Source organism: Pseudomonas sp. SR18 (assembly GCF_023701505.1).
In the GTDB taxonomy this organism is placed as follows: domain Bacteria; phylum Pseudomonadota; class Gammaproteobacteria; order Pseudomonadales; family Pseudomonadaceae; genus Aquipseudomonas; species Aquipseudomonas cyclaminis.
On sequence record NZ_JAMQAU010000003.1, the window covers coordinates 312,431 to 332,199 of the forward strand.

Annotated in this window: 17 protein-coding genes and 1 pseudogene; 13 read left to right on the forward strand and 5 right to left on the reverse strand. The window is 59.7% G+C overall.

Annotated features, from left to right (window positions below; genetic code table 11):
• Nucleotides 1–111: 111 nt before the first annotated feature.
• The gene (locus NDJ82_RS07360) at nt 112–1,698 is read right to left on the reverse strand and encodes an ABC-F family ATPase (RefSeq protein ID WP_081797888.1); all 1,587 of its coding nucleotides are present in this window, start codon (nt 1,696–1,698) and stop codon (nt 112–114) included.
• A gap of 328 nt (nt 1,699–2,026) precedes the next feature.
• On the opposite strand from NDJ82_RS07360, the gene NDJ82_RS07365 reads away from it, so the two are divergent.
• On the forward strand, nt 2,027–2,224 hold the full coding sequence (locus NDJ82_RS07365) for a hypothetical protein (protein ID WP_099583126.1): 198 nt from the start codon (nt 2,027–2,029) through the stop codon (nt 2,222–2,224).
• A 49-nt stretch (nt 2,225–2,273) separates the two neighbouring features.
• Here the strand turns inward: NDJ82_RS07365 and NDJ82_RS07370 are convergent, their stop codons facing one another.
• Nucleotides 2,274–3,512 (reverse strand): MFS transporter, encoded by a 1,239-nt coding sequence (locus NDJ82_RS07370; RefSeq protein WP_250925208.1) that lies wholly within the window; start codon nt 3,510–3,512, stop codon nt 2,274–2,276.
• A gap of 158 nt (nt 3,513–3,670) precedes the next feature.
• On the opposite strand from NDJ82_RS07370, the gene NDJ82_RS07375 reads away from it, so the two are divergent.
• On the forward strand, nt 3,671–4,483 hold the full coding sequence (locus NDJ82_RS07375) for a class I SAM-dependent methyltransferase (protein WP_250925209.1): 813 nt from the start codon (nt 3,671–3,673) through the stop codon (nt 4,481–4,483).
• Between the two features lie 138 nt (nt 4,484–4,621).
• On the opposite strand, the gene NDJ82_RS07380 is transcribed toward NDJ82_RS07375, so the two are convergent.
• Nucleotides 4,622–5,008 carry a TIGR03067 domain-containing protein gene (locus tag NDJ82_RS07380; protein WP_250925210.1) on the reverse strand — a complete coding sequence of 129 codons (387 nt, stop codon included), beginning with the start codon at nt 5,006–5,008 and terminating at the stop codon, nt 4,622–4,624.
• Nucleotides 5,009–5,351: 343 nt separating this feature from the next.
• On the opposite strand from NDJ82_RS07380, the gene NDJ82_RS07385 reads away from it, so the two are divergent.
• Together NDJ82_RS07385 and lpxO are read left to right on the forward strand one after the other, a co-directional pair.
• Nucleotides 5,352–6,668: a Wzz/FepE/Etk N-terminal domain-containing protein gene (locus tag NDJ82_RS07385; RefSeq protein WP_158878332.1), complete on the forward strand. Its 1,317-nt coding sequence runs from the start codon at nt 5,352–5,354 to the stop codon at nt 6,666–6,668.
• A gap of 250 nt (nt 6,669–6,918) precedes the next feature.
• Nucleotides 6,919–7,818, forward strand: coding sequence for a lipid A hydroxylase LpxO (gene lpxO / locus NDJ82_RS07390; RefSeq protein ID WP_250925211.1), 900 nt, complete (start codon nt 6,919–6,921; stop codon nt 7,816–7,818).
• 18 nt (nt 7,819–7,836) lie between these two features.
• Here lpxO and ligD read toward each other — a convergent pair whose 3' ends face one another.
• On the reverse strand, nt 7,837–10,308 hold the full coding sequence (ligD, locus tag NDJ82_RS07395; RefSeq protein WP_250925212.1) for a DNA ligase D: 2,472 nt from the start codon (nt 10,306–10,308) through the stop codon (nt 7,837–7,839).
• Nucleotides 10,309–10,332: 24 nt separating this feature from the next.
• Entirely contained in the window at nt 10,333–11,160 is an 828-nt protein-coding gene (gene ku / locus NDJ82_RS07400) for a non-homologous end joining protein Ku (protein WP_099583120.1), read from the reverse strand.
• Nucleotides 11,161–11,344: 184 nt separating this feature from the next.
• Between ku and NDJ82_RS07405 the strand changes: the two genes are divergently transcribed.
• The 9 genes and pseudogenes from NDJ82_RS07405 (at nt 11,345) to NDJ82_RS07440 (ending at nt 19,766) form a co-directional block, all read left to right on the forward strand.
• The gene (locus NDJ82_RS07405) at nt 11,345–11,659 is read left to right on the forward strand and encodes a hypothetical protein (protein ID WP_099583119.1); all 315 of its coding nucleotides are present in this window, start codon (nt 11,345–11,347) and stop codon (nt 11,657–11,659) included.
• Between the two features lie 11 nt (nt 11,660–11,670).
• On the forward strand, nt 11,671–12,819 hold the full coding sequence (locus tag NDJ82_RS07410) for a PQQ-dependent sugar dehydrogenase (protein WP_250925213.1): 1,149 nt from the start codon (nt 11,671–11,673) through the stop codon (nt 12,817–12,819).
• Nucleotides 12,820–12,997: 178 nt separating this feature from the next.
• Nucleotides 12,998–14,407 (forward strand): GABA permease, encoded by a 1,410-nt coding sequence (gene gabP, locus NDJ82_RS07415; RefSeq protein ID WP_250925214.1) that lies wholly within the window; start codon nt 12,998–13,000, stop codon nt 14,405–14,407.
• Nucleotides 14,404–15,480, forward strand: a complete 1,077-nt coding sequence (gene gbdR, locus NDJ82_RS07420; protein ID WP_112195404.1) for a choline metabolism transcriptional regulator GbdR — start codon at nt 14,404–14,406, stop codon at nt 15,478–15,480. The genes gabP and gbdR overlap by 4 nt, the downstream gene beginning before the upstream one ends.
• 967 nt (nt 15,481–16,447) lie before the next feature.
• A pseudogene (locus tag NDJ82_RS27635) lies at nt 16,448–16,780 on the forward strand (HAMP domain-containing protein); the annotation flags it as partial.
• Between the two features lie 99 nt (nt 16,781–16,879).
• A complete protein-coding gene (locus NDJ82_RS27640) occupies nt 16,880–17,638 on the forward strand; it encodes a methyl-accepting chemotaxis protein (protein ID WP_425375722.1) in 759 nt (252 codons plus the stop codon).
• A 17-nt stretch (nt 17,639–17,655) separates the two neighbouring features.
• Nucleotides 17,656–18,576: a substrate-binding domain-containing protein gene (locus NDJ82_RS07430; RefSeq protein WP_250925215.1), complete on the forward strand. Its 921-nt coding sequence runs from the start codon at nt 17,656–17,658 to the stop codon at nt 18,574–18,576.
• A 165-nt stretch (nt 18,577–18,741) separates the two neighbouring features.
• Entirely contained in the window at nt 18,742–19,248 is a 507-nt protein-coding gene (locus NDJ82_RS07435) for a CinA family protein (protein ID WP_158878294.1), read from the forward strand.
• The gene (locus tag NDJ82_RS07440) at nt 19,248–19,766 is read left to right on the forward strand and encodes a hypothetical protein (RefSeq protein WP_250925216.1); all 519 of its coding nucleotides are present in this window, start codon (nt 19,248–19,250) and stop codon (nt 19,764–19,766) included. The genes NDJ82_RS07435 and NDJ82_RS07440 overlap by 1 nt, the downstream gene beginning before the upstream one ends.
• Nucleotides 19,767–19,769: the final 3 nt, after the last annotated feature.

Genomic DNA, 19,769 nt, shown 5'->3' on the forward strand with positions numbered 1-19,769 from the left:
AAAAGGAAGCAGCCTATCTATTAATTCCCATATTCCACCAGATGCAAAAAGCCCCATCACAGTGGATGGGGCTTTTACTCGCCGCTTGCAGCTAAACGCTAGTCACCGCTCTTAAAACACCACGCCTTGGCTGCGCAGGTAGTCATCATAGGTGCCGCTGAAGTCGATCACGCCGTCGGCGCTCAACTCGATGATGCGGGTAGCCAGGGACGATACGAACTCGCGGTCGTGGCTGACAAAGATCAGCGTGCCCGGGTAGTTTTCCAGCGCCAGGTTCAGCGCCTCGATGGATTCCATGTCCAAGTGGTTGGTCGGTTCGTCCATGATCAGCACGTTCGGCTTTTGCAGGATCAGCTTGCCGAACAGCATGCGACCTTGCTCACCACCGGAGATGACCTTGACCGACTTGAGGATCTCGTCGTTGGAGAACAGCATGCGGCCCAGCGTTCCGCGAATCATCTGCTCGCCCTGAGTCCACTGGCCCATCCAGTCGAACAGCGTCACGTCGTCTTCGAAGTCGTGCGCGTGATCCTGGGCGTAGTAGCCCAGTTCTGCCGCGTCGGTCCACTTGATGCTGCCTGCGTCCGGGGTCAACTCGTTGACCAGGGTGCGCAACAGGGTGGTCTTGCCGATACCGTTCGGGCCGATGATCGCCACGCGCTCGCCGGCTTCAACCTGGAAGCTGAAGTCCTTGAACAGCGGCTTGCCGTCGAAACCCTTGGCCATTTTTTCGACCATGACAGCCTGGCGGTGCAGTTTCTTGTTCTGATCGAAACGGATGAACGGGCTCACACGGCTCGAAGGCTTGACCTCGGCCAGCTGGATCTTGTCGATCGCCTTGGCCCGGGAAGTCGCCTGCTTGGCTTTCGAGGCGTTGGCCGAGAAGCGGCTGACGAAGGATTGCAGCTCGGAGATCTGCGCCTTCTTCTTGGCGTTGTCCGACAGCAGTTGCTCGCGGGACTGGGTCGCCACGGTCATGTACTCGTCGTAGTTGCCCGGGAACAGGCGCAGCTCGCCGTAGTCCAGGTCAGCCATGTGGGTGCACACGCTGTTCAGGAAGTGACGGTCGTGAGAGATGATGATCATCAGGCTGTTACGCTGGGTCAGGATGTTTTCCAGCCAGCGGATGGTGTTGATGTCCAAGTGGTTGGTCGGTTCGTCGAGCAACAGCACTTCAGGATCGGAGAACAACGCCTGGGCCAGCAACACGCGCAGCTTCCAGCCTGGGGACACTTCGCTCATCGGGCCGAAGTGCTGTTCCAGGGGAATACCCAGGCCCAGCAGCAGCTCGCCGGCACGGGACTCGGCGGTGTAGCCGTCCATCTCGGCGAACTCGGTTTCCAGCTCGGCCACGGCCATGCCATCGTCTTCGCTCATTTCCGGCAGCGAGTAGATACGGTCGCGCTCGGCCTTGACCTTCCACAGCTCCTCGTGGCCCATGATCACGGTGTCGAGCACGGTGAATTCTTCGTAGGCGAACTGGTCCTGGCGCAGTTTACCCAGGCGTACATTCGGCTCCAGCATGACCTGGCCGCCCGACGGGTCGAGATCGCCGCCGAGGATTTTCATGAAGGTCGACTTGCCGCAACCGTTGGCACCGATCAAACCATACCGGTTGCCGGCGCCGAACTTGACCGAGACGTTCTCAAAGAGCGGCTTGGCGCCGAACTGCATGGTGATGTTAGCTGTGGAGATCAATTACTTTACCTATCAATGGGTTGCGAGCGTGGCAGCAGGCGCCGTCAGGCATGCATCAACAGCGACATCAAGGCGCGAAACCCGGTCGCTGAGCAAAAAATGGGGATGTGTGTTGGAATTTGGCGCGCATTGTCGCATATGTGAGGCGACAGTTGTATGGCAGAGAACGACGGGTGTTCAGAGCCTTGTAAAGTCGGGCTCCACTCCTCGTGCAGGTCGGATGCCTGGCGGTATTTTTCGCCATTCGTCTAATGCCCGGCACTTGCACCGGCCTGCCGCCTCACATCATTAAGCGCGGATACCCCGAGCCTAAGAACGGAGAGCCAGCATGGACATCAATGAGAACGCCCCAGGCAATCTTTCACAGCAGGCCGTAACGCGCGGCACAGATAATGAGACAGGGCACGACCCGAGAAATGATGAGGACCATATCCCTCTACCGCCGGACGATGATGCACCGCTGGATGAGGACATGTCCGATGTCGATGCTGCCGATTCGGTCGCCAGCGAGCATCCCGACAACTGAACATGTGTAGCGTAAGGAACCCGGCCAGGCGCCGGGTTTTCTGTATCCATCATGCAGCCGGTGCATGAGTCGCAAAGTGCGGTTTGTCCAACGTCTCCGGCATCGCCACCCACAACAGCGCCAACGCGACACCCGCAACGCCGGCCAGGGTCAGGAAGGCCGCGTTGTAACCCGCCTGTTGCACCACGAACCCCGCGAGGCTGTTGCTCAATGCCGCGCCCAAGCCAAACACCGTGGACAGCGCGCCCAGGCTCACGTTGAAACGGCCGGTGCCTTGGGTCAGGTCTTTGACGATCACCGGGAACAGCGCGCCGAAGATCCCCGCGCCGATGCCGTCGAGCATTTGCACGGCCACTAGCCAATAGGGGTCGCTGGACAGGGTGTAGAGCACGCCACGCAGCGGCAGAATCATGAAGCCGAACATCAGCAGCGGCTTGCGCCCCCACACGTCAGCCTTGACGCCTACCAGCCAGGCCATCGGCACCATCACCAGTTGTGCGGCGACGATGCAGGCTGAAGTCAGCGGGGTGGCCATCTGCAGGTTGATTTGTGACAGTTTCTGGCTGACCAGCGGCAACATGGCGGCGTTGGCCAGGTGGAAGAGGGCGCAGCAAATGGCGAACAGCAGCAGCGGGCGGTTGGCCAGCAATACTTTCACGCCCGAGGGATGTTCGTGGTCGGTGGCGTGGGCCGGATCGAAACCGCGGGCGACGTCATGGTCGATGGCCTTGGCGGACACGCAACTGACCGCGACGATACTGGCCACCGCCATAAACGCCATCAGGTAGAACACCACGACTGGTCCATACAGGTAAGCCAAGCCACCGGCCAGCAGTGCGGCCACGGCGTTGCCGGCGTGGTTGAAGGTTTCATTGCGCCCGGTGCGGCGAGTAAAGGCGCGCGGGCCGGTGATCCCCAGCGAAATCGCGGAGATTGCCGGGGCAAACACGGACGCGGCGACGGCGCTGGCGGCCTGGGTCAAGGCCACCAGGCTGAACGCGCTGACGAAGGGCAGCACCAGGCAACTGGCAGTCACCAGGATGGCGGCGAGGGCAACCACGGCGCGCTTGCTGCGTGTGCGGTCAATCAGTGCACCGGCCGGGCCCTGGGTCAGCAGCGCGGCGATACCTGCCAGGGTCATGACCACGCCGATGCTGGCCGGGTCCCACTTGTGCACGGCCAGCAGGTAGATAGCCAGGTACGGGCCGAGGCCGTCCCGCACATCCGCCAGGAAGAAGTTCAGGCTGTCCAAAGACAGGGCATTACGCAGGTCGGAGTGGTTGGCCACGATGAAGGCTTCGCTGAGGCGGTGTTCAAGGGCTGAACACGCACTGCGTTAGTGACCTGCAAGGCGTGCGTTAAGTTTCGCCGGTTGCCCGGGGTTTTAATCTGCGGGCATCTGCCGTATTTTTTTGTGCCCCGCCGTATGACTTATCTGGAGACGCAATGGACATGCCCTCAGCTCAACAGGCAATTGCCTGTAACAAGGACGCTTGGGATCAATCTGCCAGCCTGCATAAAACCACCGACACCTGGCACGCGATGCTCAAGCGTGTCGGCAATGCGGATTTTTCCTGCCTGGACCCCACCATTACCGGGGTGCTGCAAGACATCGGTGTCGCCGGCAAGGACGTGGTGCAACTGTGCTGCAACAACGGTCGTGAAAGCTTGTCGCTGTTCGCCCTGAACGCACGCTCGGTGGTGGGGGTGGACCAATCCGCGGCGTTTCTCCAGCAGGCGCGTGAGCTTGCCGAGGTGTCGCCCCATGCGCCTGAATTTATCGAAAGCGATATCCACCACTTGCCGCAGCGTTTGCATGAGCGCTTCGACATCGCGCTGGTCACCATCGGCGTGCTCGGCTGGATGCCGGATGTGGCGCTGTTCATGCGCCATGCCGCCAGCACGCTGAAGCCCGGCGGTACGCTGGTGATGTATGAAACCCATCCATTTCTCGAAGTGTTCGACCCCAGGGCGCAAAACCCGTTGTTGCCGGCCAGCTCATACTTTCAGCGCGAGCCGTTTGTGCTGCAAGAGTCGATTGTCTATGAAGGCCAGGGCGCGGTAGCCGGGCCGACGTCGTACTGGTACGTGCACACCTTGGGCGACCTGGTGAACGCCGCGATTGGCGCCGACTTGCAGATCAGTCACTTGCAGGAATATGCACACTCCAATCGCGAAGAACTCTACGACCAGTACGAGCACCAGCCGGCGCAATTGCCGCTGTGCTTTACCCTGACCGCCACCAAACGGCCAGCCTGACCCGGTGGTGTCCAGGCAAAAAAAAGCCCGCGAAGACAGGCGGGCCAAGGGATTCACTGGAGTAGGTAGGCCTCACCTTATTGCGTTGAAAGTGAAGGCGTGGTGAAAACGCTGTCGCAATTTCGGATGGCCTACGGTTCAAGCGCGCCGTATGAAGCTGCGCATGGTCTGGCCTGCACCCGTCCTGAATGAAACTGGCCTGGGCATGCCTTCATCCGCCGCGATGAACACAAATGTATCGCCTTCGAGGCGGTAGCTGGCCGGCAGGTGTTTGCCGGCGTCTTCTCCGATGGAGTCCACCCAGGTGATGCTTTTGGGGACGGTAGTGCGGTCGAGGAAAAACTGGCCCTCCAGCAACACCTCACCACAGAGGGTCTTTACTTCGAAACGGTCGCCGGTGATTAGGGTAATTGCCCCCGGAGCACTGTGCGCATCGGGGGGGTTGAGTACGCCATTGTCCTCCAGCGAGGTTTGTTCCCAGGCTCCTTGGAGCGCTTGAACATCTGGGTCTGAAATGGCTGACATACAAATTCCTTTTTGCTGAAGGGTTAATTGCCGGCTGGCATGGAGGATGCTGATTTTTTTTGCCCGCTTGACGCGAAAGGTATGTAGGAATCGTCCTGTTTTTTGCTTTTTTTGTAACTTTTCCTTTGTCGAAGGGTCATTAACGTTACTTTACCAGCCCGCCGCATAACTTAACTTCTATGCTCGTGGACAACCGCGTAACTGAAATGAAACTTCTCGCTGCTTATCATTGGGTGTGAGGATTCAGTCACTCGGGTGGTGGACGTTGCCCCCTGTTTATACGGTTGTTATTCAGGGCTGTGTTTTTAGGCGCTGGATTTCAACTCATCAGGGTGTACTACATTTGAACAACACTCCTCAGCTTCGCCTACCTTCGACATCGGATGAAATTGATCTCGTTGAACTCCTCCACGCAGTATGGAAGCAAAAAAAACTGGTCATCGGTTGCACGATACTGGTTGGCCTTCTGGGAGTAGGTTACGCATTTCTTGCGCCCAGGGTTTACCAGGTCAGCAGTGTGCTGCGGCCAGCGGCGATCAATGAGCTGGATGCCCTCAATCGTTCCGAGGTCTACGAGTTGCCGCCGGCCGAGGCGTTGGCCAAGGTCGGCGCACAACTGGACTCCTACGAGGCCCGGCTGGGCTTTTTCAGGGCCAACCCGGCACTTTTCGAAGCCTTCCAGCGCCCTGGGCAAAGCCTGGAGCAGAGCTTTGAAGCCTTCAACCGCGATGGCATTAACCTGGTGATGCCAGATTTGAAGAAGGCTGACGCAGTCAACGCTTACGTTCGCCTGGAAATGCAGTACCCCAAGGGGGTTGATGGCGCGGCCATTCTTAACGGATTTGTCGACTACGCCATTGCACAGGAGCGCAACCAGGTAGGTGCCGACCTCAAGGTTATTGTCAATAACCGCCTCAACGAACTCAAGGGTAAGATCGACGCCGCACGTGCCAACTACGAAGCGGCTAAAGAATCGAAGATCGCCATGCTGCTGGAGTCGGATCAAGTCAAACGCGCACGTTTGCAGGATGAACTCACGGCGTTGCGTTTGCAGATGAAGATCGAGCGCACCAATCACCTTGCGGAACTGGCCGAGGCCATCTCCATTGCCAAGTCCGTTGGCTTCAAGACCCCCACCGCCCCCTCATCCATGGGAGGGAGCTCCCTGAACGGCTCGAACCCGACCATGCGCACCGTGGTAACTAATCAGAAGACCCCGTTGTACTTCATGGGCACCGAAGTGCTGGAAGCGGAGCGGGCAGCGCTGCAACAGCGTACCGATGACGATTTCACCAACAGCAGGGTGGCCGAGATCTCCAAGGAACTGCGCATGCTCGACACAAACCGTGAAGTCGAGGTTCTCAACAATCGTAAAAATGGAGATATTTTCCTGCGGGACGTTGAACGGCTGTGGGCGGAAGAGGCGCGGCTGCGCGGCCTGAATATCGATATGACTGGGCTGAAACTGGTCACTGTGGATCGTCGGGCACAGCCGCCGCTGTACCCGATAAAACCAACGGTGGGCATCATCATCGCACTGAGCGTATTGGCGGGGCTGCTACTGGGAGTGTTCGTGGCATTGATCCGGCATTTCGTGCAGGCTCGGCGTGCGGTCGGGCAGTTTTCGGTGTTCGATGATCGCCAGTCGCCGCGCCAATAGGGCGAGCCGTTACACGGGCAGCCTGTCGAGGCAGCTGCCCAGGACACTCTGTAGACAGCTTTTCACAATTCTCGGTTAACTTTTAGTTACAGAATATGGCTAAATAACTGTCAGTGGCCATGGAACTGCTTGTCATCAAGCCGCTCCTGGTGCCTGTCTGTGAATTGTGATTTCAGTTGCTGCTATCCATCCTCGGCCGTCGTGGGCACGCAGGAGCAGCCTGTTCTCTACTGACGTGTGACGAAATCCCTTGAAACTGATCATTGTTGTCCTCTATGTCGCCTCCATAGCGTATGTACACCTGCGTGGCCGGGTTCGGCACAAACTGGGTCGCCAACTGAGTGATCATTCGACCTTCCTGGCACCCATCAACTGCTTTCTGTATCTGTGCTCCAAACTGCCCGGCCGACCGTATCTTTCGACCAGCGATTTCCCCGACCTGAGCCCCTTGCAGGAGCACTGGGAGGAGATTCGTGAAGAGGGCCAGAACCTGATGCGAGCAGGGGCGATCAAGCGTTCCGACCAGTACGATGACGTTGGTTTCAACTCGTTTTTCAAGTCGGGCTGGAAGCGGTTCTACCTCAAGTGGTATGGCGACAGTCACCCGTCGGCAATGAAACTGTGCCCGCGCACCACCGAGTTGGTGCAGAGCATCGGTTCGATCAAGGCCGCGATGTTCGCCGAGCTGCCGCCGGGTTCCAAGCTGGTGCGCCATCGCGATCCCTACGCCGGGTCCTACCGTTATCACCTGGGCCTGGATACGCCGAACGATCCGGGCTGCTACATCAACGTGGACGGGGAAAACTATTACTGGCGCGACGGTGAGCCGGTGATGTTCGACGAGACCTTTATCCACTACGCCGAAAACGTTACGCAGCAGAACCGACTCATCCTGTTCTGCGATGTCGAGCGCCCGATGAAGTACCGCTGGGCGGCGGCATTCAATCGCTGGTTCAGCCGCACGGTGATGGCGGCGGCGGGTTCGCCCAACGACTCGGGCGACAAGACCGGCGGGCTTAACCGCGCGTTTACGCAGCTGTACAAGATCCGCCTGCGCGGCAAAGCGCTAAAAAAACGCAACCGCACGCGTTATTACCTGGAAAAATGGGCAATTTTCGCGGCCTTGGCGCTGATCTTCGTGCTTATCTAAAGCTCGCTCCGGGCGCGTTCACTGCGGTGGCTGGGCGCCCAATTTGTGCCACATTTTCTTGCTGATCTTCTGCCGATGGGCATAACCCGCCCACGGGTCTTCCTTCAGCCCCTGCAAGCGTTGGTGCAGATTAGCCACCGTCCACTGCTGCGCGCCGCGCAATTGCGGCAATTCCTTGCGACTGACCGGCACCGACACCGGCAGCCCTGGGCGTGCCCGTACCGAATACGCCGCCACGGTACTCGCGCCCCGTGCGTTGCGCAGGTAGTCGATAAAGATCTTGCCGACACGGTTTTTCGGCCCGGACGTGGCGGTAAAGCGTTCGGGCAATTGCTGGGTCATGAATTGCGCAATGGCCTTGGCGAACGCTTTTACCGTCTCCCAACCGTCCCGACGCGCCAGCGGCACTACCAGGTGCAGACCTTTGCCGCCGCTGGTTTTGACGAATGCTTCAAGGCCCAGATCGTCCAGTACCGACAAGGTCAGTTGCGCCGCTTCCAGCATGCTTTTCCAGGGCAGCGCCGGGTCCGGGTCGAGGTCGAGTACAAACAGGTCAGGGGTCTCGATCTTGTCCGAGGTGGCGCCCCAGGTATGGAATTCGACGCTACCCATTTGCACGGCGCCGACCAGGGCCTGGGTGCTGTCGATCTCCATCAGCCGCGCATGGCCGGGGTCCAGCGCGGCGTCCAGTTGCTTGATATGGGGAATCGCCAGGCGCTCCGAGTGTTTCTGGAAGAACTGCTCGCCCTCGATGCCTTCCGGGGCCCTGAGTAAAGACACCGGGCGATGGCGCAGGAAGGGCAGGATCCATTCGCTGATACCTTCATAGAACTGCGCCAACTCCTGCTTTTGCGTGCCGCTGTGTGGGTCGATCACCCGCTCAGGATGGGTGATCTTCAATACGCTGCTGGCTTTGGGGGCTTTCAAGGATTTGGACTCCTGCGGCTGCTCGTGCACGATCTGCGCGGCCGGCTTATCGCTGCGCATGCCCATAAAGGCGGCATGGCGCACCACACCTTCACGGGTCCACTCGGCAAACTGTACTTCGCCTACCAGCGTCGGCTCCACCCACTGCACGCCTCGCGCCTGGGCACTGGTCAAGGCTTTGTGCAAAGGGGAGGTCGTGCGGGCCCGCGCCTTGAGCTGCGCGTAGATAGTGTCGAGCGAGGCCTGATCAAAACCGGTGCCCACGCGCCCGGCGTACCTCAGCCCGCTGTCGTCATTCACCGCCAGCAACAAGGCGCCAAAACCGCTGCGCGAACCCTGGGGGCGGGTATGCCCGACAATCACGAATTCCTGTCGCAACCGGCATTTGAGCTTGATCCAGTCGGCACTGCGCGTGGATGTGTAGGGGCTGCCCATGCGTTTGCCGATCACGCCTTCCAGGGCGAGGTTGCAGGCACTCTGCAAAATGTCCTGATGATGGGCAGTGAAGGCTTCGGAAAACCGCAGCAGTTTACTTTTGCTACCGGCCAGCGCGGCCTTGAGTTCGGCCCGTCGATCTTCCACGGGCGCCTGGCGCTGATCGCGGCCCTCCAGAAACGGCGCATCGAACAAGTAATAGACAAGGTCCAGGCTGCGGCCGCTGTCAAAGGCATTTTGCAGGGCCTGGAAGTCCGGTAACCCTTCAGGGTTGAGGCTGACCACTTCGCCATCCAGCCAACTGTCCTTGAGCTTGAGAGCGTGAAGGGCCTTGACCTGGCGGGGCAGGCGCTCGGTCCAGTCATGGCCGTTGCGGGTAAACAGCCGGACCTCGCCGTCGCGGATACGCGCCAGCATGCGGTAGCCATCAAACTTGATTTCGTACTGCCAGTCGCCGTCGGGTGCGCGGTCTACCAGGGTTGCCAATTGCGGGGTGAATTGCTCAGGCACAGCAGTGGCTTTTTTTTGCTTGGTTTTCGCATTGGCCTTGGCCTTGGGGGGCGCGATGGAGGCATCGCTGAGCACGCTTCCCGGCTCGGCTTGCACGATGTCGTAGTCGGCAGCGGGGCGGGCCTGTTGGTCGTTCTCTTTGATCAACAGCCATTGCTCCTTGTCCCCGCTGCCTTTCAAGCGGGTGCGCACCAGTGCCCAATCTCCCGAGAGTTTTTCGCCCACCAGCGTGAACTTGAGTTTGCCGGCGGCGTAGGCCTTGTGTGGGTCGTCATGGGGTTGCCAGACTCCACGGTCCCAGACAATCACATCGCCAGCACCATATTGACCGGCGGGGATGCTGCCTTCGAAACTGCCGTAGCCCAGTGGGTGGTCTTCGACGTGCACCGCCAGGCGTTTCTGGCTGGGGTCGAGGCTGGGGCCCTTGGGCACGGCCCAGCTTTTGAGCACGCCGTCGAGTTCCAGGCGAAAGTCATAGTGCAGGTTGCGCGCGTCGTGCTTCTGGATCACAAATGACAGCGCCGACACCTTGCGCTTGCCGGTGGGCGCTTTGCCCGAAGGTTCTGCGGTGATCTTGAAATCACGCTTGCGGTTGTATTCATTCAGGGGCTTTGTCATGGGGTTCTCCGCGTGCTGGCGGGCTCAAGAGGCCTTTTTCTTGGTGGTTTTCTTCGCCGCCGGCTTGCCGGCCAGGCTGCGCTTGAGCAGTTCGGTCAGGTCGATCACGTCGGCCGACTTGCGCTCTTCGCTGCCTTCCTGGGATTCCACGTCTTCGATCTTGCCGGCCTTGGCCTTCTTCGCCACCAGCGCCATGATTTTTTCCTGAAAGCTGTCGCGGTAGTCCTCCGGCTGCCAGTCGGCGCTCATGTCCTCCACCAGCCGCTTGGCCATGTCCAGCTCACCCTTGGCCAGGGACGGCTTGGTCACGTCGCTGCCCAGTTCCAGTTCATCCAGGCTGCGCACCTCGGCGGGCCAGCGCAGCATCACCAGCACCAGAGCCGAGTCCAGCGGCATCAGCGCCGCGAGGTGCTGCTTGGTGTGCAGCACCACATTGGCCAGGGCGACCTTGCGGGTTTTCTTGAGGGTTTCCCGTAGCAATGCGTAGACCTTGCCACCGCGTTTGTCCGGCGCGAGGAAGTAAGGCGTGTCGATGTTCTGCAAGGGGATCTGGTCGCTGGCGACAAAGGCGATGATGTCGATGGTTTGGGTGGATTTGGGGTGGGCCGCACGAATCTCTTCTTCGCTGAGCACCACATAGCGACCCTTCTCGAACGCTACGCCCTTGACGATGTGCTCTTTGGTGACTTCCTTGCCAGTGGTCTTGTTGATGCGCTTGTAGCCCACCGGGTCCATGCTGCGCTTGTCCAACCAATCGAAATCCACGCCCTGGGCGGACGTGGCCGAGACCAGCGAAACCGGGATATGAACCAAACCGAAGCTGATGGCGCCTTTCCAGATAGCCCGTGGCATATGAGCGATTCCTTGATCAGAGACTGTGTTCGGGTGACTCGCAGGCGCTGGAAAAAGTTTCCCCGGACAGATGCGCGGACAGATCGTGTTACACCTGATCAGGAAGTATTTAGTTACCAAAGCCGAACCCCAGGCGTAGCGTGGTATCGAACGCAGGTACTCCTCGCCCCAGAGAGGCTTTGTCATGATCACCCGAGTGCATCAACTTGCAGCGCTGGCGTTGGGCCTGGCACTTGCAGCCACCGCCCAGGCGCAGAACTTGCCTGGCAGCAACAGCACTAACAACGGCCCCATCCACCGCGCCAATCCCAACAGCATGCAGGGCACCCAGCCCAATGCGCCGGCGATTCGCGGCACCCAGACCGTGCCGACCCCGCGCACGCCGACCCTGGAAAACGGCGGCATCGGCAACCGCTATCCCCAACGCGAGGCCGCGCCCAGTCGCCCGGCCACCGAGACCAAAGCCCCCACATTTGATGCCAACGGCAATCGCCGGTAAGGACTTGTCTTATGTTTATACGCAAAACCCTGTTAGCCGTTATGTGCGCGACGACCCTGACCTCGGTTTACGCCGCCGGTTCGCAGCAATTTCCCAGTGAGCAAGGCAGCCTGAGCGTCACGGCGGTCGCCAAAGGCCTGGACCACCCCTGGGCCGTGGCGTTTCTGCCGGACCAGCAAGGTTTCCTGGTGACCGAACGCCCAGGCCATCTGCGGGTTGTCAGCCCGGACGGCAAGCTCTCGGCCCCTCTGAGCGGGGTGCCTGAGGTGTGGGCCAAGGGGCAGGGCGGTTTACTCGATGTGGTGCTCTCGCCTGATTTCAAAGAGGACCGCACGGTCTACCTGTCGTACGCCGAAGGCGGCGGCGAAGGTGGTACGGCCGGCACGGTGGTGGGCCGTGGACGGTTGGCAGCGGACCTCAGCGGCCTGAGCGATTTCAAAGTCATCCTGCGCCAGGAGCCGAAGCTGTCCACCGGCAATCACTTCGGCTCGCGCCTGGCCTTTGACCAGAATGGCTACTTGTTCGTGACCCTGGGCGAAAACAACGACCGGCCCACCGCCCAGGACCTGGACAAGCTGCAGGGCAAGGTTGTGCGGATCTACCCCGATGGCCGCGTGCCGGATGACAACCCCTTCGTCGGTCAGCCGGGCGTACGGCCCGAGATCTGGTCCTACGGCCAACGCAACCCGCAGGGCCTGGCGCTGAATCCCTGGAGCGGCACGATCTGGGAAAACGAGCACGGGCCACGGGGCGGTGACGAGATCAATATCATCGAGCGGGGCAAAAACTACGGCTGGCCCCTGGCGACCCACGGCATCAACTACTCCCTGACGACGATCCCGGAGGCCAAGGGCAAGACGGCGCAAGGCACCGTGGCGCCTCACCATGTGTGGGAGAAGTCACCGGGCATCAGTGGCATGGCGTTTTATGACAGTGACCGCTTCAAGGCGTGGCAGCACAACGTGTTCATCGGCGCGCTGGCCAGCCAGGAACTGATCCGGTTGCAGTTCGACGGCGACAAGGTCATCCATGAGGAGCGTTTGCTGGGCGGTTTGAAGGCGCGCATTCGCGACGTGCGGCAGGGGCCGGATGGCTACCTGTATGTGCTGACGGATGAAGATCGCGGCGTTCTGTACCGTGTCGGGCTGAATCAGGACTGAAGGGTGGCGCCCAGCCCCCACAGCCCTGCGTCATTGTCGGTATCAGGCGATTGTATGACGCAATGAGGCTATTTTTGCGGTCGGCATGCCGCGTACTGTGACCCGTCATTAAGAAATGATGATCGCCTGACCCTCCAGTCAGTACGTTTAATGTCGATCACAGAGAATAAAAACAACGATGAATAGCCCGATTTCCAAGGATTCAAACGGCCAACTGGCGCAAGGCTTCAAGCCGCGCCATGTGACCATGCTCTCGATTGCCGGGATTATCGGGGCGGGGCTGTTTGTCGGCTCCGGCCACGCGATTGCGGCAGCGGGGCCGGCGGTGATGCTGGCCTATCTGTTTTCCGGGCTGCTGGTGGTGCTGGTCATGCGCATGCTGGGGGAAATGGCCGTGGCCAATCCGGACACCGGCTCCTTCTCGACCTACGCCGACCAAGCCATTGGCCGCTGGGCCGGGTTTACCATTGGCTGGCTGTATTGGTGGTTCTGGGTGCTGGTGATTCCCATCGAAGCCCTGGCCGCCGGGCATATCCTCAATCAGTGGTTCCCGCAGATCGACGCTTGGCTGTTTGCCTTGTTGTCGATCTTTTTGCTGGTGATCACCAATTTGTTCAGCGTCTCCAAATACGGCGAGTTCGAGTTCTGGTTTGCCATGGCCAAGGTCATCGCGATCATCGGGTTTATCGGCCTGGGTGGTGCGGTGTTGATGGGCTGGATACCCGAGCGCGAAGCCAGCGGCTTGAGCCGTCTGATGGAAGACCATGGCGGTTTCGCGCCCAATGGGCTGTCTGCGGTCGTCGGCGCCTTTATCACCATCATGTTCAGTTTTATCGGCACTGAAGCCGTCACCATTGCCGCCGCCGAGTCCAGCAACCCGGCGCAGAACATCTCCCGTGCGACCCGTTCGGTGATGTGGCGCATCGGTGTGTTCTACGTGCTGTCGATCTTTGTGGTGATTTCCGTGGTGCCCTGGAATGACCCGCTGTTGGCATCGGTCGGCTCTTATCAGCGCGCGCTGGAGCTGATGAACATACCCCATGCCAAATTGCTGGTGGACGTGGTGGTATTGATCGCCGTGGCCAGTTGCATGAACTCCTCGATCTACATTGCTTCGCGCATGCTGTATTCACTGGGCAAGCGTGGAGATGCGCCAACGCTGATGAAAAAGACCTCGGCCGCCAGTGTGCCACGGGCCGCCGTGATCGCCAGTACGGTGCTTGGGGCAGGTGTGACCTTGCTCAGTTACTTCATGCCGGCCGGGCTGTTTCAGTTTCTGCTGGCCAGCTCGGGGGCCATTGCGTTGCTGGTGTACCTGGTGATTGCCGTATCGCAACTGCGCATGCGCAAGATCCTGCAAAGCCGAAACATCGCGCTGACGTTCAAGATGTGGTTGTTTCCATGGCTGACTTGGGTGGTGATCGTGTTCATTTGCGCGGCCTTGGCGGTGATGCTGTTGAGCCCTGAACATCGCCTTGAAGTGTCGTCGACCATCTGCCTGGCGTTGCTGATTTCCCTGGCCGGCGTGATCACGGCGCGGCAACCCGAGCGGGTGCAGAAACCGATAGCGGTCGCCTCGCGCCCATGAAAGTCCGGCCCGTCACCGCTGTTGTGTTTGTGCTGCTGGATCAGTTCACCTTGATCTCGTTGGCGTCTGCGGTAGAACCGTTGCGCATGGCCAATCAACTCTCGGGCCAGGAACTCTATCGTTGGCACACCGCCAGTTGCGACGGTAATCCGGTGTGGGCCAGCGATGGCATGCCGATCACGCCCGACGGTTCCATAGCCAGCGTACCCTCGGCCGATATCGTGTTTGTGTGCGGCGGAACGGGTATCCAAAGCACCGTCACCCGCGAACTGGTGAAGTGGCTGCGTACCCAGGCGCGCTATTGCAGGCAACTGGGTGGCATCTGCACCGGCAGCTGGGTGCTGGCGCAGGCGGCGCTGCTCGACGGTTTTGAGTGCAGCGTGCATTGGGAATGGCTGGCAGCGATGCAGGAGGCCTTTCCACGGGTAACCGTCAGCGCCAGCCTGTTCACCCTCGACCGGGATCGCCTCACCAGTTCCGGGGGCACCGCGCCCATGGACATGATGCTGCACCTGATCGGCCGTGAGCATGGGCACGAGCTGTCGGCGGCCATCTCCGACATGTTCGTGTACGAGCGTATGCGCAATCAGCAAGACCATCAGCGCGTGCCCCTCAAGCACATGCTGGGCACCCAGCAACCGAAGCTGCAGGAAATCGTCGCGTTGATGGAGGCCAACCTGGAAGAGCCGATCAACCTGGATCAGTTGGCGGCATATGTGGACCTTTCACGCCGCCAGCTGGAGCGTATGTTCCAGAAATACCTGCACTGCTCACCGTCGCGCTACTACCTCAGGTTACGGCTGATCCGCGCGCGTCAGTTGCTCAAGCAAACCCCCATCTCCATCGTCGAACTGGCGGTGCTCTGTGGCTTTGTGTCCACCCCTCACTTCTCCAAATGCTACCGCGAGTATTTTGGCGTGCCGCCCAGCGACGAGCGGCTGGTGACGGCCAGCGAGCAGGGTGTTGGTACGAAACCGACCCTGCCCGCCATGCCGATGCCCATGCCGATGAGTGCGTTGGATCAGGCACGGGGCGAGGCGACATTTGCCAGTGTTAAAAACCTCAAGTCCTGAGCGTTGTCGAGCGCCAGCCTTGCGTTAAAGGCTGACACATGACTCTGTGCTGTGCTTTACCCTCAAGTTTCCCGCTGCCCGGCCGATGAAAGACTTAGCGTTGCGAGCTTTCTCCCTCGATGTACGCCCATGCTTCAGACAGCCTCACCCATAACAATTAAAGAGGGTAGCCATGACGATTTTACAGAGGGTGATCGGAGGCTTTGCCGTGCTTGTGCTGTTGCTGCTGACAATGGCCGGGATCAGCTATCAAAGCACGCATTCCATCAGCGAGCGCCTGGGCATTATTACGGGCCAATCGGCGCCGTTGAGTCGGGCCGCCAGTGAGTTGTACGTGCACATCCTGCGCGCGAACCAGGCGTTGCTGGCCATACTGATCAGCAACGATCTCAAACAGATCGACGCTGGCAAGCAACCGTTCACTGACAGCGTTGACCAGTTCAATCGTTTACTCGAAAGCACCGCGGTGTATGTCGTCGACCGGGACGAGCTGAAGGCCAGTCTCGCTCAACAGCGTCAGTTAGTGAATGCCTACACCGAACAGGCGCAAGCCCTGATGGCCTCGCATCGTGAGCATGTGCAGCAGCTCGCGCTGACGCGTGTGCTGCAAGGTTACAGCAGTGGCCAGGGTTCGCAGTTGACGGGTTTCTTGCGTGACGAGATTGCTCGTGCACGCGGTGCCGGCGACAACCAACAGGTCGCGGCAGCTGAAAAGCTGCTGTTGGAAGTCAATAAATCCTATGACGGACTGGCCGCCCATGCCGCGACGCCCGCCATCGAGAACCTGCAACGGGTGCTGAACCTGCAGGACGAGGTCATCAGCACACGCCTGCAGGCGTTATTGGCCGTCGACCCCAGGGGTGGACGGATTGCTGCCGTGATGGTCAATCGTCTGCTCACGGACCTGACCGGAGCCGACGGTGTATTCCATGCCTACCAGGCAGAGGCAAAACTGGGCGCCCAGGTCATGCAGCAACGCAATACGGTGGAAGCCGCACTGCAATCGACCCTTGGCAAGATTGGCGAGTTTGGCAGCCAATCCCTTGAGGTCGCCAATCAGGCCCGGGACGCTGCCAACGCCACCATCGGCACCAGCCGCAGCCTGTTGTTGATCGCTTGTGTACTGGCGGTGCTCGCCGCTGTGCTGATCGGGCTCTGGGTGGCTTTCAGCCTGCGCCGGCCGCTGGCCGCGTTTCGCGAGGTGCTCAAGCAACTGACGGCGGGTGATATGCGCGTCAGTTTCGACGTCTCGCGCAAGGATGAGTTTGGAGAGCTGGGCGGTTACCTGAACGAGCTGACCATTGCCCTGCGCAAAACCTTCCGCGAGCTGATCAGCTCCGCCGATGCCCTGGCGACCACGGCAGACAACAATGCCCTGAACAGTGAGCAGACCACCCGCGTGGTCGATGAACAAAAAGACCGGCTGCAATCGGCGGCCTCGGCCATGACTGAAATGGAAAGCACCGTGGAAGAGGTTGCACGGCGCGCCCAGGACACCCGCAAGGCGGTGGATGACACCAGTGACCTCACAGATGAGGTGCAGGAGCGTGTGGCCGAGACCATCGACAATATCCGGCGTCAGGCGGAGCAAGTAAACAAAGCCACGGAGGTCACCGACGAGTTGCAGAAGTACGGCCACACTATCGAGGGCATCGTGGTTGCCATCCGTACCATCGCCGAACAGACCAACTTGCTGGCGCTCAATGCCGCCATCGAAGCCGCGCGTGCGGGCGAGCAGGGCCGAGGTTTTGCCGTGGTTGCCGACGAGGTGCGCTCCCTGGCGAGTCGCACCCAGTCCTCAACCAGCGAAATCCAGGACATGATCGGCCGGATGCAGGAAACGATTCACTCCGTCGTCCAGGTGATGAACGAAAGTCAGGCGCAATCGAGCCAATGCGTGACCCTTGCCTCCGGTGCGGGGCAACTGCTGCACTCGATGAGCGCGGCGGTGGGCACGATTCGCGACATGAATATTCAGATCGCCGCCGCCACCGAGCAGCAGAGCGCCACCGTCGCGGAGACCAGTCGCATGGTCATCCAGATCAATGACTCAGCACAGCAGACCGCGCAAGGTGCCGAAGAATCGGCCAGCAGCAGCCAGCGCCTGTCGAGCATGGCCAAAGTACAGCGTGAATTGCTTCATCAATTCAGCGTTTGATCCTCAGGAGCTAGAAAATGAACGCATGGTTGAAATGTTTCCTGGGGTCGGCGCTCTTAACCACGGGCCTGGCCCAGGCGGCCACACCGCTGGTGGGCGTGGCCATGGCCAAGTACGACGATAATTTCCAGGCGTTGCTGCGCAATGGCGTGCAGCAAAAGTCAGCGGCGATGGATATCGATATCTTTATGGAGAATGGGCAGGACAATGCTGAACTGCAGATGCGCCAGTTCCGCAACCTGATCCACTCCAAAGTCGACGCGATCATCGTGGCGGTGGTCGATGGCAAGAGCACGCCACAGATGATGCGCCTGGCGAGCGAAGCGAATATTCCACTGGTGTTCGTCAACCGTAATCCATCGCCCGAAAAACTCACCGCCCGTGCGGCGTTTGTCGGTTCCAACGAACTGGAGTCAGGCACGTTGCAGATGGAAGAGTTGGCGCGCCGTGCCGGCTACAAGGGCAACGTGGTGATTTTGGTCGGCGACCCCGCCAACGCGTCCTCGCTGATGCGCACGGAGGACGTCGAAAAAGTCGTCGCCAAGTACCCGGACATGAAAATCGTGCAGAAAAAAGTCGCCAACTGGGAGCGCAGCCAGGCCGCCACGGTGGTCATGGACTGGGTGAAGCAAGGCGTCGACTTTTCGATTGTCGCCGCCAACAACGATGAGATGGCGATCGGCGCGATCATGGGCCTGGAGAAGGCGGGCAAACAGGCCAAGGATTACTGGGTCGGCGGCATCGACGGCACGTCGGATGGGCTCAAGCTCATGGCGGATGGAAAAATGGCCGTCAGTGTATTCCAGGATGCCGTGGGGCAGGCCAATGGCGCGGTTGAGGCCGCTGTTCATCTGGCGCTTGGCGAAGGGTTGGAGGCGCCGATTATCTGGGTGCCGTTCCAACTGATTACCCCGGAGAATCGCCAGCAGTTCGAGTGACAGGGTGGCGGAGCAGGCGGTCAATGCGCTGGGCTGGGCTTGTGGCGACACGGGGTGCAGGGGAGGTCGGGCGCCCCATGGCGCTCTAATCCTATTCGTGGAAAATCGTTGGAATGTTTGGCTTCTATAGCGGTCGATCAAACAATACCCCGATGAGTTCAGCACATGCCCATCGCAGATGAGATCGTCCAATACTTGCGTGAGCACGCTTTGGTAGTGACCACGGCCGAGTCCTGCACCGCAGGCAGAATCGTCACGCTGTTGTCTGAAGTGGAAGGCAGCGGCGAATTTATCGAATGTGGTTATGTGGTCTATTCGCCACAGGCCAAGCAACGATTGCTCCATGTCAGCCCCCAGACTATCGAGACGTTCAACCTGACGAGCGTCGAAGTTGCTGAGGAAATGGCCAGAGGGGCGTTACGAGACAGCACTGCAAATGCCGCCATCGCGACTACGGGGATACTCGGCCCCGACGCTGTGGACGGTATTCCCGCGGGCACAATTTGTTTTGCCTGGGCGTTTCAGTCCGATGACAAGTGCTATCTCTTCAGTCACGAGCACCGGTTCTTCGGCGGACGTTGTCAGGTTCAAGAGCAAGCCACCGAATACGCCTTGCGCCAGCTTCCCCATTTTCATCGCCGCGCGCAGCTCGGCGATACAGGTGAAGCCTGATGAGCGAAGACACCGATCATCCAGACTTGAAAAGCCGAAACCATCCCGTTCGTGAGGACATGGCCTATCAATTGAAGGTCTGGCGTTTCGAGCGGGTCGGCTGGTACGTGTTGGTTCTGATTTTGGTGATGGCACTCGGGGGCGTGTTTTCCAGAGGACTGCTCAGTTCGAGAGAGGTGCGTAGCGACGATGGGAAGGTCAGGGTCGAATACGAGATGTTTCATCGAAACGGCTCCACCAACTCAATGAAAATCACGCTGACAGAAACGCCAAACTCACCCGTTGAACTGGAGCTGGCTGGGCAGTTGCTGGAGGGTTTCAGCATTGAAACCTTACAACCCGAACCGTTGCGCTCACGAAGCTCTTCTCAGGGCATGAAACTCTGGATGCAAACTGACGCTGACGGACAGGCAACCCTGTACATCACCTTACGCGGCGACGCGGTCGGTCTCTTGCGCAGCAAAATCATCTCAGCCGGCACTTCAAGCGTAAGGCTTGTTCAATTCATTTTTCCTTAGGTG